The sequence below is a fragment of the Amycolatopsis australiensis genome (assembly GCF_900119165.1).
GTDB lineage: Bacteria > Actinomycetota > Actinomycetes > Mycobacteriales > Pseudonocardiaceae > Amycolatopsis > Amycolatopsis australiensis.
In genome coordinates, this window is record NZ_FPJG01000006.1 from 3,879,805 (window position 1) to 3,897,373 (window position 17,569).

Sequence of the window (17,569 nt, forward strand, 5' to 3'; positions counted from 1 at the left end):
CTGGTGAACGAAGACAAGCTCCGGGACTACCTGAAGTGGGTCACGACCGACCTCGCCGAGACCCGGCAACGCCTCCAGGAGCTGGAGGCGGGGGAGCGCGAGCCCATCGCGGTCGTCGCGATGGGCTGCCGGTTCCCCGGCGGCGTGACGTCCCCGGAGGAGCTGTGGGACCTGCTCACCGACGGCACCGACGCGATGTCGGAGTTCCCGGCCGACCGCGGCTGGGACGCGTTCGCCGCCGGCGGCGAGTTCGCGCGCGCGGGCGGGTTCGTCGACACCGCGACGACGTTCGACCCCGCGTTCTTCGGCATCAGCCCGCGTGAGGCGCTGGCCACCGACCCGCAGCAGCGGCTGCTGCTGGAAGTGTCGTGGGAGGTCTTCGAGCGGGCCGGGATCGACCCCGGGACCCTGGCCGGCACGGCGGCGGGCGTCTTCGTCGGCTCGACGCCGTCCGGGTACGCCGCGCACCTCGGCAGCGAGGCGGGCGAGGTCGCCGGGCACCTGCTCACCGGCAACGCGGGCAGCGTGCTGTCCGGGCGGCTCGCCTACAGCTACGGCCTGGAGGGGCCCGCGGTCACCGTCGACACCGCGTGCTCGTCCGCGCTGGTCGCGCTGCACCTCGCCTGCCAGGCCCTGCGCAAGCGGGAGTGCACGCTCGCGCTGGCCGGGGGCGCGACGATCATGTCGACCCCGGCGGTCTTCGCGGAGTTCGCCCGCCAGGGCGGCCTGGCCGGCGACGGCCGGTGCAAGCCGTTCGCCGAGGCCGCCGACGGCACCGGCTGGGGCGAAGGCGTCGGCCTGCTGCTGCTCGAGCGCCTGTCCGACGCCCGCCGCCGCGGGCACCCGGTGCTCGCGGTGGTCGAGGGCTCGGCCGTCAACTCCGACGGCGCGTCGAACGGCCTGACCGCCCCGAACGGCCCGTCGCAGCAACGCGTGATCCGCGCGGCACTGGCCGCCGCCGGGCTCGCACCGTCCGATGTGGACGTCGTCGAGGCGCACGGCACCGGCACGACGCTCGGCGACCCGATCGAGGCGCAGGCCCTGCTGGCCACCTACGGGCAGCACCGCCCGGCCGGACGGCCGCTGCGGGTCGGCGCGGTGAAGTCCAACATCGGGCACACCCAGGCCGCCTCCGGTGCGGCCGGGGTGATCAAGATGGTCCTCGCCCTGCGGCACGGGCACCTGCCGCGCACGCTGCACCTGGACGCGCCGACGTCCCACGTGGACTGGTCGGCCGGGGCGGTCGAGCTGCTGGGCGAGCCGATGCCGTGGCCGGAGCGCGACGCGCCCCGCCGAGCCGGGGTGTCCGCGTTCGGGGTCAGCGGCACCAACGCGCACGTCCTGCTCGCCGAGCCGCCCGCGGCCGAAGAGACCGAGGAACTCCCGGCCGCTGAAGGCCCCTGGCCGTTCCCGGTGTCCGCGCGCGGCACGGCCGCGCTGCGCGAGCAGGCCGCGAGCCTCAAGTCCGCCGTGGCGGACGGCACCGCGAGCCTGCCCGACCTCGCCTGGTCGCTGGCCACCGGCCGGGCGGCGCTCGACGACCGCGCGGTCGTCCTCGCCGGCCACCGCGACGAGCTGCTGCGCGGCCTCGACGCGCTGGCCACCGGCGGCGTCGCACCCGGCCTGCTGCGCGGGACGGCCCGGCCGGGCAAGCTGGCGTTCCTGTTCACCGGCCAAGGTGCCCAGCGGCCCGGCATGGGCCTCGGGCTGTCCGCGCGGTTCCCGGCCTACGCCGCCGCGTTCGACGCGGTGTGCGCGGAGTTCGACCGGCACCTGGACCGTCCACTGCGGACGGTGATCGCCTCGGGCGACGGCCTCGACGAAACCGCCTTCACCCAGCCCGCGCTGTTCGCGGTCGAGGTGGCGCTGTACCGGCTGGCCGAGTCCTGGGGCTACACCCCGGACTACCTGCTGGGCCACTCGATCGGCGAGCTGGCCGCCGCGCACGTCGCCGGCGTCCTCTCGCTGGCCGACGCGTGCACGCTGGTCGCGGCCCGCGGCCGGCTCATGCAGGCCCTGCCGTCCGGCGGCGCGATGGTCGCCGTCCAGGCCGCGGAAGACGAAGTCACGCTCGTGGAGGGGCTGTCGATCGCGGCCGTCAACGGGCCCGCTTCGATCGTGCTCTCCGGCGACGAGGACGCCGTGCTGGCCGCCGCCGGCCACTTCGCCGGGCTCGGCCGCAAGACGAAACGCCTGGACGTCTCGCACGCGTTCCACTCCGCCCGCATGGACGGGATGCTCGCCGAGTTCCGGGACGTCCTGGCCGGGCTGACCTTCCACCCGCCGGAGATCGCGGTCGTCTCCAACGTCACCGGCACCCTCGCCGACGCCTTGACCTCGGCCGACTACTGGGTCTCGCACGTCCGCGAAGCCGTGCGGTTCGCCGACGGCGTCGGCCGGCTGCGCGACGCCGGCGTGACCGGCTTCCTCGAGCTGGGCCCGGACGGCGCGCTGGCCGCGCTCGCGCAGGAGTGCCTGCCCGGCGGCGTGGCCGTGACCGCGCTGCTGCGCCGGGACCGGCCGGAGGTGCCCGCCGCGCTGACCGGCCTCGCGCGGATGCACGTGGCCGGGCACCCGCCCGCCTGGGCGGCCGTGCTCGGCGGCGGCCGCCGGGTCGACCTGCCGACGTACCGCTTCCAGCGGCAGCGGTACTGGCTGGAGCCGTCGGTACCCGCGGATGCCGGGGACGACGCCTTCTGGTCCGCCGTGGACAGCGGGACCGTCGCCGAAGTGCTGGACCTGCCGGCGGACGTGACCGACGCCCTCCTGCCGGCGCTGGCGGCCTACCGCGCCCAGCGCCAGGATAAGTCCACTGTGGACGCATGGCGGTACGGGATCGGCTGGGCTCCGGTGTCCCCGGCGCCGAAGCCGCTGGGCACCTGGCTGGCCGTCGTCCCGGCCGCGGACTTCACCTCGCCGATCCTCGACGCGCTGACCGGCCGTGGATTCACCCCGGTGACCCGTGACGAGCTGGCCGAGCATTCCGAAGTGGACGGCGTGCTTTCCTTGCTGGCCCTGGACGAAGAGGCGTCGGTCGTCACGACGCTGATGCGCACCGTCGAACTGGTCCGCGCGGACCTCGGCGCGCCGCTGTGGATCGCCACCCGGGGCGCCGTCTCGACCGGGCAGGCCGACCCGCTGCGGGACGCCGGTCAGGCCACGCTGTGGGGCCTCGGCCGGGTGGCCGCGCTGGAGTACCCGCGGCAGTGGGGCGGCCTGGTGGACCTGCCGGCCGAAGCCGGCGAACGCGCCTACGACCGGCTGGCGGGTGTGCTGACCTCGGCCGAGGACCAGGTGGCGCTGCGGGCTTCCGGCGTCTTCGCCCGCCGGCTGCGGCGGAGCACCGGTCCCGCCGCCGAACCGTGGTCGCCGTCCGGGACCGTGCTGATCACCGGCGGGACCGGCGCACTCGGCGCGGTCGTCGCGCGCACCCTCGCCGAGGCCGGGGCCGGGCACCTCGTCCTCACCAGCCGCCGCGGTCTCGACGCGCCGGGCGCGGCGGCCCTGCGCGACGAGCTGACCGCGCTCGGCGCCCGCGTCACCGTCACCGGCTGCGACGTCGCCGACCGCGACGCCGTGGCCGCGCTCCTGGACTCGCTGCCGGACCTCGACGCCGTGCTGCACACCGCCGGCGTCCTCGACGACGCCGTGCTCGACGGTGTCACCGCCGAGCAGCTGGCCACCGTGCTGAGGCCCAAGCTCGACGCCGCCCGGCACCTCGACGAGCTGACCCGCGACCGCGAGCTGTCCGCGTTCGTGCTGTTCTCCTCCTTCGCGGGCAGCCTCGGCTCGGTCGGGCAGGCCGCCTACGCCGCCGCCAACGCCGGGCTCGACGCGCTCGCCGAACGGCGCCGCGCCGCCGGTCTGCCCGCCACCTCCGTGGCCTGGGGACCGTGGGGCGGCAGCGGCATGGCGGCCGACGACCTGGTCGCCGTCCGGATGCGCCGGGGCGGCGTGCCGCCGATGGCGCCGCGCCTGGCCGTCGCCGCGCTGCGCCGCGCGATCGCAGGCGGCGAGGCCAACCCGCTCGTCGCCGACGTCGACTGGGCCAGGTTCGTGCCCGGGTTCACCACCACCCGGCCCAGCCCGCTGCTCGCGGACCTGCCCGAGGCGCGCGACGCCAGGCGCGTCCCCGGCGAGCAGCCCCTGGCCGGGCGCCTGGCCACGCTACCGCCCGAAGAGCAGCACGCGCTGCTGCTCGACGTCGTGCGTGCGCAGGCCGCCGCCGTGCTCGGCCACGCCGGGCCGGAGTCGGTCGAGCCCGAGCGGGCGTTCAAGGACCTCGGCGTCGACTCGCTGACCGCCGTCGAGCTGCGCAACGGCCTCGGCGCCGCGACCGGCCTCGCCCTGCCCGCCACGCTCGTGTTCGACTACCCGGCTCCGGCCGCCGTCGCCACCTACCTGCGCGACGAGCTGTCCGGGGCCACCGAGGCGCCGGTGGTCACGCGACCGGCCGCGGCGGCCGCGGACGAGCCGCTGGCCATCGTCGCGATGGCCTGCCGCCTGCCCGGCGGTGTGCGGACCCCCGAAGATCTGTGGGAGCTGCTGGCCGGCGGCCGTGACGCCGTCACGCCGTTCCCCGAGGACCGCGGCTGGCCGCTCGACGAGCTGTACCACCCGGACCGCGGCCACGAAGGCACCAGCTACACGCGGCACGGCGGTTTCCTCGACGGCGTGGCGGACTTCGACGCCGCCTTCTTCGGGATCTCACCGCGGGAAGCCCTCGCCATGGACCCGCAGCAGCGGCTGCTGCTGGAAACCTCGTGGGAGGCCTTCGAACGCGCGGGCATCGACCCGCTCTCGCTGCGCGGCGCGCAGGTCGGTGTCTACATCGGAACCAACGGCCAGGACTACGCGGCGTTGCTGCGCGAGACCGGCGAAGGCGGCGCGGAGGGGCACGCCGGGACCGGCAACGCCGGATCGGTCGTCTCCGGCCGGATCTCGTACGTGCTGGGCCTGGAAGGTCCCGCCGTGACCGTCGACACCGCGTGCTCCTCGTCGCTGGTCGCGCTGCACTGGGCCGCGCAGTCGCTGCGCTCCGGGGAAGCGGAGATGGCGCTGGTCGGCGGCGTCACGGTGATGACCACGCCGGGGGCGTTCCTGGAGTTCAGCAAGCAGGGCGGGCTCGCCGCGGACGGCCGCTGCAAGGCCTTCGCGGACGGCGCCGACGGCACGGGCTGGGGCGAAGGCGCGGGCGTCATCCTGGTGGAGCGGCTTTCGGACGCGCGGCGCAACGGCCATCCGGTGCTGGCGCTGGTGCGGGGCTCCGCGGTGAACCAGGACGGTGCGTCGAACGGCCTGACCGCCCCGAACGGCCCGTCCCAGCAGCGGGTGATCCGGGCGGCACTGGCGAACGCGGGACTGGCACCGTCCGATGTGGACGCCGTCGAAGCGCACGGCACCGGGACGACCCTGGGCGACCCGATCGAGGCGCAGGCGCTGCTGGCCACGTACGGCCGGGACCGGGAAGAGCCGCTGTGGCTCGGGTCCCTGAAGTCCAACATCGGGCACACCCAGGCCGCGGCGGGCGTCGCCGGGATCATCAAGATGGTGCTGGCGCTGCGGCACGGCCTGCTGCCGAAGACCCTGCACGCCGGCCGGCCGTCCGCGCACATCGACTGGGACAGCGGCGCGGTGGCGCTGCTGACCGAGCCACGCCCGTGGCCGGAGCACGGCCGTCCCCGCCGCGCCGGGGTGTCGTCGTTCGGCGTCAGCGGCACGAACGCCCACGTGATCCTCGAAGGCGTCCCCGCCGCCGCCGAAACCCCGGCCGCCGCGAGCGGCGTGGTGCCGTGGGTCCTTTCCGGACGGACCGAGTCCGCGGTGCGTGACGCCGCCCGCAACCTGCTGCGGCTCGGCGACACCGGCATCGTGGACGTGGCGGCCGGCCTCGCCGGACGCGCCGCGTTCGAGCACCGGGCCGTCGTGCTCGGCGCGGACTTCGCCGAGCTGGCGACCGGCCTGGACGCCCTCGCTTCCGGCGGATCCGCGGCCAACCTGGTCCAAGGCGTCCGGGACGCCGGGAAGACGGCGTTCCTGTTCTCCGGGCAGGGTTCCCAGCGCGCCGGGATGGGAGCCGAGCTGTACGCGCGGTTCCCGGTGTTCGCGGACGCGTTCGACGCCGTCTGCGCGCTGATCGACGCCGAGCTGGAGCGCCCGCTGCGGGACGTCGTCTTCGGCGAACCCGGCCTGCTGGACCGGACCGGGTACACGCAGCCCGCGCTGTTCGCCGTCGAGGTCGCGTTGTTCCGGTTGCTGGAGTCGTGGGGCGTCACCCCGGATTACGTGGCCGGGCACTCGATCGGGGAGCTGGCGGCCGCGCACGTCGCGGGCGTGCTCTCCCTCGAAGACGCGTGCACGCTCGTCGCCGCGCGCGCCGGGCTGATGCAGGCCCTGCCCGAAGGCGGGGCGATGCTCGCCGTGCAGGCCACCGAGGACGAGGTCACCGCCGTGCTCGGCGACGGCGCCGGCTTGGCCGCCGTCAACGGTCCACAAGCGACAGTCGTCTCCGGGACCACCGACGCGGTCGCGGCGGTCGAGGCGCACTTCGCCGGGCTGGGCCGGAAGGTCCGCCGGCTGGCCGTGTCGCACGCCTTCCACTCGGCGCTGCTGGACCCGATGCTGGACGCCTTCGCCGCGGCCGCCGACGAACTCGTGTTCACGACGCCGAAGATCCCGATCGTGTCGACGGTGTCCGGCCGCCTGGCCGGCGACGAGATCCTGAACCCGGTCTACTGGGTGCGCCAGGTCCGCGAACCGGTGCGGTTCGCCGACGCCGTGGCCGCCCTGCCCGCGCTGGGCGTCACCGGCTGCGTCGAGCTCGGCCCGGACGGCGTGCTCGCCGCGCTGGCCCAGGAGATCCTGCCCGCGACGGCGGTCCTGCGGAAGGACCGGCCCGAAGAGCGGACGCTGCTCACGGCGCTCGCCCGCCTCCACGTCGCCGGCCGGGGACCCGATTGGCCGGCCGTGCTGCCGCCGTCCAGGTTCGTCGTCCTGCCCACCTACCCGTTCCAGCGCGAGCGGTTCTGGCCGCGGACCCGCGCGGCCGCCGCCCCGGTGAGCGGCGTGGACGGCGAGTTCTGGACGGCGGTGGCAGCCGGGGACGTCCCCGCGCTCGCCGCGACCCTGGACGTCGCCGAGTCCGAGCTGACCAGCCTCGAAACCACCTTGCCGCTGCTGGCGCGCTGGCACGGCGACCGCGCCACCATGTCCACCGCGGACCAGTGGCGGTACCGCGTCGGCTGGCGTCCGGTGCCCGTCGCGCTGGCTGCGCCGGGCACCTGGTTGCTGGTCCTCCCGGACGACGGCGTCGAGCCGGGCTTCCTCGCCGCGTTGACCGCGGGCCTCGACTGCGTCCCGGTCCGCGTCGCCGACCTGCCCGCCGCGCTCGACGCCGGCTTCGACGGCGTGCTCTCGCTGCTGGCCTTCGACGAGCGGCCCGCGCCGGAGATCCCGGCCGGGCTCACCGCGACCGTCCGGCTCGTGCAGGCGCTCGGCGCCGCCGGGATCGCCGCGCCGCTGTGGTGCGTCACCTCGGGTGCGGTCTCGACCGGCCGCGCCGACGCGGTCCGCAGCGCGGCCCAGGCGGCGCTGTGGGGCTTCGGCCGCACCGCCGCCCTCGAACACGCCGACCGCTGGGGCGGGCTGGTGGACCTGCCCGCCGTCCTCGACGACCGCGCGGTCGCCCGGCTGGCGGCCGTGCTCGCCGGCACCGGCGAGGACCAGGTCGCCGTCCGCGACTCCGGCGTGTTCGCCGCGCGCCTGGCGCACGCCGGGGCGCGGACGCCGTCCGGCCGGGCGTGGCGGCCGCGCGGGACCGTGCTGGTCACCGGCGGGACCGGGGCGCTCGGCGCCGAGGTCGCCCGCTGGCTGGCCCGCGCCGGGGCCGGGCAGCTCGTGCTGGCCGGCCGCCGCGGCCTCGACGCCGACGGCGCTCCGCAGCTGCGCGACGAGCTGGCCGCGCTCGGAGCGACCGTGACCGTGGCGGCCTGCGACGTGACCGACCGCGAAGCCGTCGCCGCGCTGGTTGCGGGCCTGGACGGGCCGCCGCTGCGGGCCGTCGTGCACGCCGCCGGCGTGGCGCAGTCCGCCCCGCTCGCCGAGCTCGATCCGGCGGAGTTCGCCGCGTTCGCCGCCGCGAAGCTCGCGGGCGCGGCGAACCTGCACGCGGTGCTCGGTGACCGGGAGCTCGACGCGTTCGTGCTGTTCTCCTCCATCGCCGGCGTCTGGGGCAGCGGCGGCCAGAGCGCCTACGCGGCCGCGAACGCCTACCTCGACGGTCTCGCCCACCAGCGCCGTTCGGCGGGACTGGCCGCGACCTCGGTGGCCTGGGGCCCCTGGGCGGGCGGCGGCATGCTGGCCGCCGAAGGCGCGGAGGACCACCTGCGCCGACGCGGGCTGCGGCCGCTCGACCCGAAGGCGGCCATCACCGCCCTGCGTCAGGCCCTCGACCACGGCGACACCGCCGTGACGGTGGCCGACGTCGACTGGGCCCGGTTCGCCCCCGGGTTCACCGCCGTCCGGCCCAGCGCCCTGCTCGGCGACCTGCCGGCAGTCCTGGCCGCGCTCGACGCCCCCGTCGAGACACCCGCCCGGGCCTTCACCGCCGACGAGCTGCTGGACCTCGTCCAGCGCGAAGCCGCGGCCGCGCTCGGGCACGCGGACCCGCAGGCCGTCGCCGTGGACAAGCCGTTCCGCGACCTCGGTTTCGACTCGCTGACCGCCGTCGAGCTGCGCAACCGCCTCGGCACGGCGACCGGCCTGAAGCTGCCCTCGACGCTCGTCTTCGACCACCCGTCGGCCACCGTCCTCGCGGGCTTCCTGGCGACCGAGCTGTCCGGCGGTGCGGCCACGCTCGTCCCGGCCCGGCTCGTCGAGGACACCGGCGAGCCGATCGCCATCGTCGGCATGAGCTGCCGCCTGCCCGGCGGGATCACCTCGCCGGAAGACCTCTGGCGCCTGCTGACCGAGGGCGGCGACGCCATCACCGCCTGGCCCGGGGACCGCGGCTGGGACGTCGAGGGCCTCTACGACCCCGACCCGGACGCCGAGGGCAAGAGCTACTCCCGCGACGGCGGTTTCCTGACCGGCGCCGGCGAGTTCGACGCCGCCTTCTTCGAGATGAGCCCGCGCGAGGCGCTGGCCACCGACCCGCAGCAGCGGCTGCTGCTCGAAGGCGCGTGGGAAGCCCTCGAACGGGCCGGGATCGACCCCCGGTCCCTCGCCGGGAGCGACTCCGGTGTCTTCGTCGGCGCGGGTGCCTCCGGTTACGCCGCCGGGCTGCGCGAAGCCCCCGAAGGCCTCGGCGGGCACCTGCTCACGGGCAACGCCGGCAGTGTCCTTTCCGGCCGGATCGCCTACCACCTCGGCCTCGGGGGCCCGGCCGTCACCCTGGACACGGCGTGCTCGTCGTCGCTGGTCGCGCTGCACCTCGCCGCCCGGTCGCTGCGCTCGGGCGAGTGCTCGCTCGCGCTGGCCGGCGGCGTCGCCGTGATGGCCAATCCCGGCGCGTTCGTCGAGTTCAGCCGGCAACGCGGCCTCGCGCCGGACGGCCGGTGCAAGGCGTTCTCCGCCGGCGCCGACGGCACCGGCTGGTCTGAGGGTGCCGGGATGCTCGTGCTGGAACGGCTCTCCGACGCGCGGCGGCTCGGGCACCCGGTGCTCGCGCTCGTGCGCGGGTCCGCGGTCAACTCCGACGGCGCGTCCAACGGCCTGACCGCGCCGAACGGCCCCGCGCAGCAGCGGGTGATCCGCGCGGCGCTCGACGGCGCCGGCCTCGGGCCGTCCGATGTGGACGCCGTCGAAGGGCACGGCACGGGCACCCGGCTGGGCGACCCGATCGAGGCGCAGGCCCTGCTGGCCACCTACGGCCAGGACCGCGAACGGCCGCTGTGGCTCGGCTCGCTGAAGTCGAACCTCGGGCACACGCAGGCCGCGGCCGGCGTCGCCGGGGTGATCAAGATGGTGCTGGCGCTGCGCGGCGGGCTGCTGCCGAAGACGTTGCACGCCGAGCCGCCGTCGTCCGAAGTGGACTGGACGGCGGGCCGCGTCTCGCTGCTCACCGAAGCGGCGCCGTGGCCGGCCGGCGAACGTCCGCGCCGGGCCGGCGTGTCGGCGTTCGGGGTCAGCGGCACCAACGCGCACGTCATCATCGAAGAGGCCCCCGCCATCGAAGCCGCCCCGCGGCCACGGCACACCGGGCTCGTCCCGCTGCCGCTGTCCGGCCGGTCCGAAGCGGCACTGCGGGCCCAGGCCACGGGCCTGCTGGAGCACCTCGACGCCGATCCGGCCGACCTCGCCTGGTCCCTCGCGACCACCCGCTCGGCATTCGAGCACCGCGCCGTCGTGCTGGCGGAGGACGGCGCCGAGCTGCGGGCCGGGCTCACGGCGCTGGCCGAGGGCACCCCGTCCGCCGCGGTGGTCCGCGGGACCGCCACGCCGGGCCGCACGGCGTTCCTGTTCACCGGCCAGGGCGCGCAACGGGCCGGCATGGGCCGCGAGCTGTACCGCGAATACCCGGTGTACGCCGAGGCGTTCGACGCGGTGTGCGCGCACTTCGACACCGAGCTGGACCGTCCGCTGCGCGGCGTCGTCGAGGACGGCGAGCCGCTGGACCGGACCGAGTACACCCAGCCCGCGCTGTTCGCCGTCGAGGTGGCGCTGTTCCGGCTGCTCGAACACTGGGGCGTGCGGCCCGGCTTCGTCGGCGGTCATTCGATCGGCGAGCTGGCCGCCGCGCACGTCGCGGGCGTGCTGTCGCTCGAAGACGCGTGCACGCTCGTCGCCGCCCGCGCGCGGCTGATGCAAGTCCTGCCCGCGGGCGGGGCCATGGTCGCCGTCGCGGCCACCGAGGACGAGGTCACGCCGCTGCTGGGCGAGCGCGTGTCGCTGGCCGCGGTGAACGGACCGTCGTCGGTCGTGCTCTCCGGCGACGAGGACGCCGTGCTCGCGGTGGCGGGGGTCTTCGCCGGGCGCGGGGTGAAGACCCGCCGCCTGCGGGTGAGCCACGCGTTCCACTCGGCGCGGATGGACGGCATGCTCGCCGGGTTCCGTGCCGTGGCGGCCGGGCTGACCTACCACGAGCCCGCCGTGCCGGTGCTGTCGAACGTCACCGGCGAGCTCGCCACCGCCGCCGAGCTGGGCGACCCGGAGTACTGGGTCCGCCAGGTCCGGGCCACCGTCCGGTTCGCCGACGGCGTCCGCACGCTGGCCGGGCGCGGGGTGACCCGGTTCCTGGAGCTGGGCCCGGCCGGGGTGCTGTCCGCGATGGTCGCCGAATGCTGCGACGGCGAGCCGGTCGCCGTGCCGGTGCTGCGCGCCGGCCGGCCCGAAGCCCGCACGCTCCTGTCCGCGCTCGCCACGCTGCAGGCCGGCGGCGCCGGCGTCGACTGGGCCCGGGTGCTCGGCGGCGGCTCGCGCGTGGACCTGCCCACCTACCCGTTCCAGCGCGAGCGGTTCTGGCTGGAGGTGCCGGACGGCGGCGGCGACCCGGCGTCGCTCGGCCTGTCCGGCGCGGAGCACCCGCTGCTCGGCGCGGCGGTCGACCTGGCGGGCGCGGACGGCGTCGTGCTCACCGGGCGGCTCTCGGTCCGGAGCCAGCCGTGGCTGGCCGAACACCGCGTCGACGGCCAGATCCTGTTCCCCGGCGCGGGCTTCGTGGAGCTGGCGCTGCGCGCGGCCGACGAGGTGGGCTGCGCGCAGGTCGAGGAGCTGGTCCTGGCGGCACCGCTGGTCCTGCCGGAGCACGGCGGCGTGCCGGTGCAGGTCCGCGTCGAGGCCCCGGACGACGCCGGGCGGCGCGCGTTCGGCATTCACACCCGCGGCGACGGCTGGGTCCGGCACGCCACGGGCACGCTCGCGCCGGAACCGTCCACATCGGACGACCTGACGCGGTGGCCGCCGTCCGGCGCCGTGCCGGTCGAGGACTTCTACGCCCAGCGCGCGGCCGCCGGCTTCGCCTACGGCCCGGCCTTCCAGGGCCTGCGGGCGGCCTACCGCGCCGGCGAAGAGGTCTTCGCCGAGGTGGCCCTGCCCGCGGGGATCGCCGCCGAGGGCTGGGGACTGCACCCGGCGCTGCTCGACGCGGCCCTGCACGCGCTGGCGTTCACCGGCCTGCCCGCCGGGCACCTGCCGTTCTCCTGGTCGGGCGTGAGCCTGCACGCGACCGGCGCGACCGAGCTGCGGGTGCGCCTGCGGCCGTCGGGCGACGCCGTCGCGCTGACGCTGGCCGACCCGGCCGGCCAGGTGGTCGCCACCGCCGGCTCGCTCGTCCTGCGCCCGGCCGCCCGCACCGCCCCGGCCACCACGCACCACCGCACCGAGTGGGTCCTGAGTGGGAAACAGTGTTCTGGCCCTGTTTCCCACTCACGACCGGTCGCGGGCATCGGGGACGGGTTCAGCCACGGGGAGCTCGCCGAGCTGGCCGGCGGCGAAGTGCCCGAGGTCGTCTTCGCCTGCTGCCGTCCGTCGGACACCGACGATCCCACCTGGGCGATCTGGGCCGCGGCCCAGCGGGCGCTCGCGCTGGCCGAGGCCTGGCTCGCGGACACCCGGTTCACCGGGTCACGGCTGATCTTCGTGACCCGCGGCGCCGTCGCCGTCACGCCCGGCGAGGTACCGGACGTCGTCGAGGCCGCCGTCTGGGGTGCCGTCGAGCCGCTGCTCGCGGCGCATCCCGGGCGGTTCGCCCTGGTCGACGGCGAGCCCGTCGTGCCGGGCGAAGACCGGCTCGCGCTGCGGGACGGCATCGGGTACGAGCCGCGGAGTGCCGCCTGCGCCCCGGCGGCCTGGCGGCCCGCGGGCACCGTGCTGCTCACCGGCGCGTCCGGCGAACTCGGCGCCGCCGTCGCCCGGCACCTCGTCGAGGACCGGGGTGTCCGGCGGCTCGTCGTGCTCGGCGCGGCCACCCTGCCGGACCTCGCCGCGGACGTCACGGTCGTCGGCTGCGACGCCGCCGACCGGCACGAGCTGGCCAAGGCACTGCGGGACGTCCCGGAACTGACCACCGCGGTCCACATCGGACTGTCCGACGGCAGGCCCGCGGACCTGCGCGACCGCGCGGACGTCGGGCTCAACCTGGCCGAGCTGGACGTCGAGCTGGTGGTCTTGACCGCCGCGGGCGGCGAGGGCCTGGTCGCGGCGCAGACCGCGGTGCTCGAAGCCGTCGTCCACGGCCGCGGCGGCGCGCTGGCCTGCCGGGCCGGTGAGCCACCGGCCCTGCACCTGCTCGGCACGAGCGGGGTGCTGCGCGTCGCCGAGCCCGTCCCGGCGGCGAAGGCCCCGGCTCGCCGCCGCGTGGCGGCCAAGGTCGCCGACGCGGGCAACGCCCTGCACCGCAGGCTCGCCGGGCTGGCCGAAGCCGACCGGCACCGGGCCCTGCTCGACCTCGTCCGCACCGAGGCGGCGCTCGTGCTCGGGCACGCCGGGCCGGAGGCGGTCGGCGCGGACCGCGCGTTCAAGGAGCTGGGAGTCGACTCGCTGACCGCCGTCCAGCTGCGCAACGCGCTCAACACCGCGACCGGCCTGCGCCTGCCCGCGACGTCGGTCTTCGACCACCCGACCCCGGCCGCACTGGCGAAGTCGCTGCAGGCCGAGCTGTTCGGGGCCGAGGACGACGTCGCCACCGAGGTCGTGACCCGGGTCGACGAGCCGATCGCGATCGTCGGCATGGCCTGCCGCTACCCCGGCGGCATCGCCGATCCCGAGGCACTCTGGCGGCTGGTCGCCGAGGGCGGCGACGCGATTTCGCCGTTCCCCGCCGACCGCGGCTGGGATCTCGAAGCCCTCTACGACACCGACCCCGACGCGCCGGGCACCTGCTACGCCCGCGAGGGCGGGTTCCTGCACGACGCGAGCGCGTTCGACCCCGGCTTCTTCGGGATCAGCCCGCGCGAGGCCGTCGCGATGGACCCGCAGCACCGGCTGCTGCTGGAGGTGTCCTGGGAGTCGATGGAGCGCGCCGGGATCGACCCGGCCACGCTGCGCGGCAGCCGGACCGGCGTCTTCGCCGGCATCACCTACCAGGACTACGGCGGCCTCCTCGGCGCCGCGACCGACGACTTCGAAGGCTTCCTCGGCACCGGCAACTCCCCGAGCGTGCTGTCCGGCCGCGTCGCCTACACCTTCGGCCTGGAAGGGCCCGCGGTCTCGATCGACACCGCCTGCTCGTCCTCGCTGGTGGCGATCCACTGGGCGTGCCAGTCACTGCGGGACAGCGACTGCACGCTGGCGCTGGCCGGCGGCGTGACCGTCATGTCCACCCCGGTTTCGCTGGTCGAGTTCAGCCGCCAGCGGGCGCTGGCCGCGGACGGGCGCAGCAAGCCGTTCTCCGCCGACGCCGACGGCGCGAGCTGGGCCGAGGGCGCCGGGATGCTGCTGCTGGAGCGCCTGTCCGACGCCGAGCGCAACGGCCACCGCGTGCTCGCGGTGATCAAGGGCTCGGCGATCAACTCCGACGGCGCGTCGAACGGGCTCACCGCCCCGAACGGCCCCTCGCAGCAGCGGGTGATCCGCCGGGCGCTGGCCAACGCGCGGCTCGAACCGTCCGATGTGGACGTCGTCGAGGCCCACGGCACGGGCACCAGGCTCGGCGACCCGATCGAGGCGCAGGCCATCATCGCCACCTACGGCCAGGACCGGCCCGCCGGCCGGCCGGTGCACCTGGGCTCGTTCAAGTCCAACGTCGGGCACGCGCAGGCGGCGTCCGGGGTCGGCGGCGTGATCAAGATGGTCCAGGCCATCCGGCACGGCGTGCTGCCGAAGACGTTGCACGCGGAGGTCCCGTCCCCGCACGTCGACTGGGACGCGGGCGAGGTCAGCCTGCTCACCGAGACCCGGCCGTGGCCCGCCGAGCGCCCGCGCCGCGCGGGAGTCTCGTCGTTCGGCATGAGCGGCACGAACGCGCACCTGATCCTGGAGCAGGCCCCCGAGGCGGCCTCGGTCGCTGCTCCCATGCCCTCACCAGCACCCTCGACGGAGGCGCTGCGCGCCGCAGCGTCGTTCAACGCACCGAAGGCCACATTAGGGCGCTCGGGGCCGGTGCCGTGGCTGCTGTCCGGGCGGACCGCCGAGGCGCTGCGGCGGCAGGCCGAGCTGTTGTCCACAGTGGAGTCCGGCGACGCCGACGTCGCGACATCGCTGGCCCTTACCCGGTCGGCCTTCGAGCACCGGGCCGTCGTCGTCGGCGCCGGCCGGGACGAGCTGGTCGCGGCGCTGGCCGATCCGGCCGTGCGCGGGGTCGCCGGGACGCCCGGCAAGACCGTGTTCGTTTTTCCCGGCCAGGGTTCGCAGTGGGCCGGCATGGCCCTCGAACTCGCCGAGGCCGCGCCGGTGTTCGCCGAGCGGCTCGCCGGGTGCGCGGCCGCGCTCGAACCGTTCGTCGACTGGCGGCTCGCCGACGTCCTGGGCGACGCCGAGGCCCTGGCCAGGGTCGACGTCGTCCAGCCCGCCTGCTGGGCGGTCATGGTGTCGCTCGCCGCGCTGTGGGAGTCCTTCGGGGTCCGGCCGGACGCCGTGATCGGCCACTCCCAGGGCGAGATCGCCGCCGCCTGCGTCTCCGGCGGGCTGTCCCTCGAGGACGGCGCCCGGGTCGTCGCGCTGCGGAGCCAGGTCATCCGGGCGTCGCTGGCCGGCCGGGGCGCGATGGCGTCGGTGGCGCTGCCCGCCGACGACCTCGAGCTGCCGCCCGGCCTGTCCGTGGCTGCGCTGAACGGGACCGCCGCGATCACGGTGTCCGGCGACCCGGAGCGGATCGACGCGCTGCTGGCCCGTTGTGCGGCCGACGGCGTCCGGGCCCGCAAGGTCGCCGTGGACTACGCGTCGCACTCGGCGCACGTCGAGGCGATCGAAGCCGAGCTGCTGGACGTGCTGGCGCCGGTCACCCCGCGCGAGGCGCGGATCCCGTTCTGCTCCACCGTCACCGGCGACTGGCTCGACACCACCGAGCTGACCGCCGCGTACTGGTACCGGAACCTCCGGCAGCCCGTGCTGTTCGCGCCCGCGGCCGTGGCGCTCGGCGAGCAGGGCTTCGACGTGTTCGTCGAGTCCAGCGCGCACCCCGTGCTCGGCACGGCGATCGCCGGGACCCTCGGCGACGCCGTGGTCACCGGCTCGCTGCGCCGTGGCGAGGGCGGCCTCGCCCGCTTCCTGACCTCGGCCGGCGAGCTGTGGGCGCGCGGTGCCGAGGTCGACTTCACGCCCGTCCTCACCGGGTCCATTGTGGATCTGCCGACGTATCCGTTCCAGCGGCAGCGCTACTGGCCCACGCTGCCGGGCCCGGCCGACGTCGCCGCGGCCTCGGACGCCGCCGACGCCGGGTTCTGGTCGGCCGTCGAACGGGACGACGCCGGCGAGCTGGCGAAGACGCTCGGTCTCGACGAGCCCGCCGTCGAAAACCTGCTGCCCGCGCTGGCCGCCTACCGCAGGCAACGCCGTGCGGAATCCACTGTGGACAACTGGCGCTATCGCGTCGGCTGGCAGTCGGTCCCGGTCGAGGCATCGCCCCGGCTCGACGGCACCTGGCTCGTCGTGCGCCGTCCGGACGACGACACCCCGCTGCCCCTCGACCGCTTCGGCGCCGAAGTCGTCACGATCGAGGCCGAGCCCGGGATCGGCCGGGCCGCCCTGGCCGAGCGGATCGGGGACCTCGCACCGGCGGGGGTCGTTTCCCTGCTGGGCACCGACGAGTCCTACCGCGGCCTCGTCGACACGCTGACCCTGCTCCAAACCCTCGGGGACGCTCCCTTGTGGACGCTCACCCGGGGCGCGGTGTCGACCGGCAAGGCCGATCCGCTGCGCACCCCGGCCCAGGCGGCCGTCTGGGGCCTCGGCCGCGTCGCCGCCCTCGAACACCCGGGACGCTGGGGCGGCCTGCTCGACCTGCCCGCCGACCTCGACGACCGCGCCGTCACCCGGGTGGTCGCCGCGCTCACCGGGGACGAGGACCAGGTCGCCGTCCGCGCGTCCGGTGTCTTCGGCCGGCGGCTCCTGCGCTCCCCGCTCGGCGCCACGCCGCCGGCACGCGAATGGACGCCGGACGGGACGGTGCTGGTCACCGGCGGCACCGGCGCGCTGGGCGCGAAGGTCGCCCGCTGGCTGGCCGGCCGCGGCGCCGGACGGCTGGTGCTCACCAGCCGGCGCGGCATGGCCGCGCCGGGCGCGGCCGAGCTGTGCGCGGAGCTGGCCGCGCTCGGCGCCGAGGCCGAGGTCGTGGCCTGCGACGTCGCCGACCGCGCCGCCCTGGCCGCCGTCCTGGCGGAGCACCCGCCGGCCGCCGTGATCCACGCCGCCGGCGTCCTCGACGACGGCGTCCTGGACTCGCTCACCCCGGACCGCCTCCTCGGGGTGCTGAAGCCCAAGGCACTGGCCGCGTTCCACCTGCACGAGCTGACCCGCGACCGCGACCTGTCGGCGTTCGTCTCCTTCGCGTCGACGGCCGGGGTCTGGGGTGGCCCGGGGCAGGGCAACTACGCCGCCGCCAACGCCTACCTCGACGCGCTCGCCGAGCACCGGCGCTCGCTCGGGCTGGCCGCGACCTCGATCTCCTGGGGTCCGTGGGCCGACACCGGGATGG

General features: G+C 76.3%; 1 protein-coding gene (cut by a window edge). It reads left to right on the top strand.

The window, feature by feature from the left end:
* Window positions 1-17,569: the 5' portion of a type I polyketide synthase gene (locus BT341_RS46550; RefSeq protein ID WP_425426489.1), read on the top strand. Its footprint extends 6,812 nt past the window's final position; 17,569 of the gene's 24,381 nt are visible here — the first part of the coding sequence; it begins with the start codon at window positions 1-3; the stop codon falls past the right edge of the window.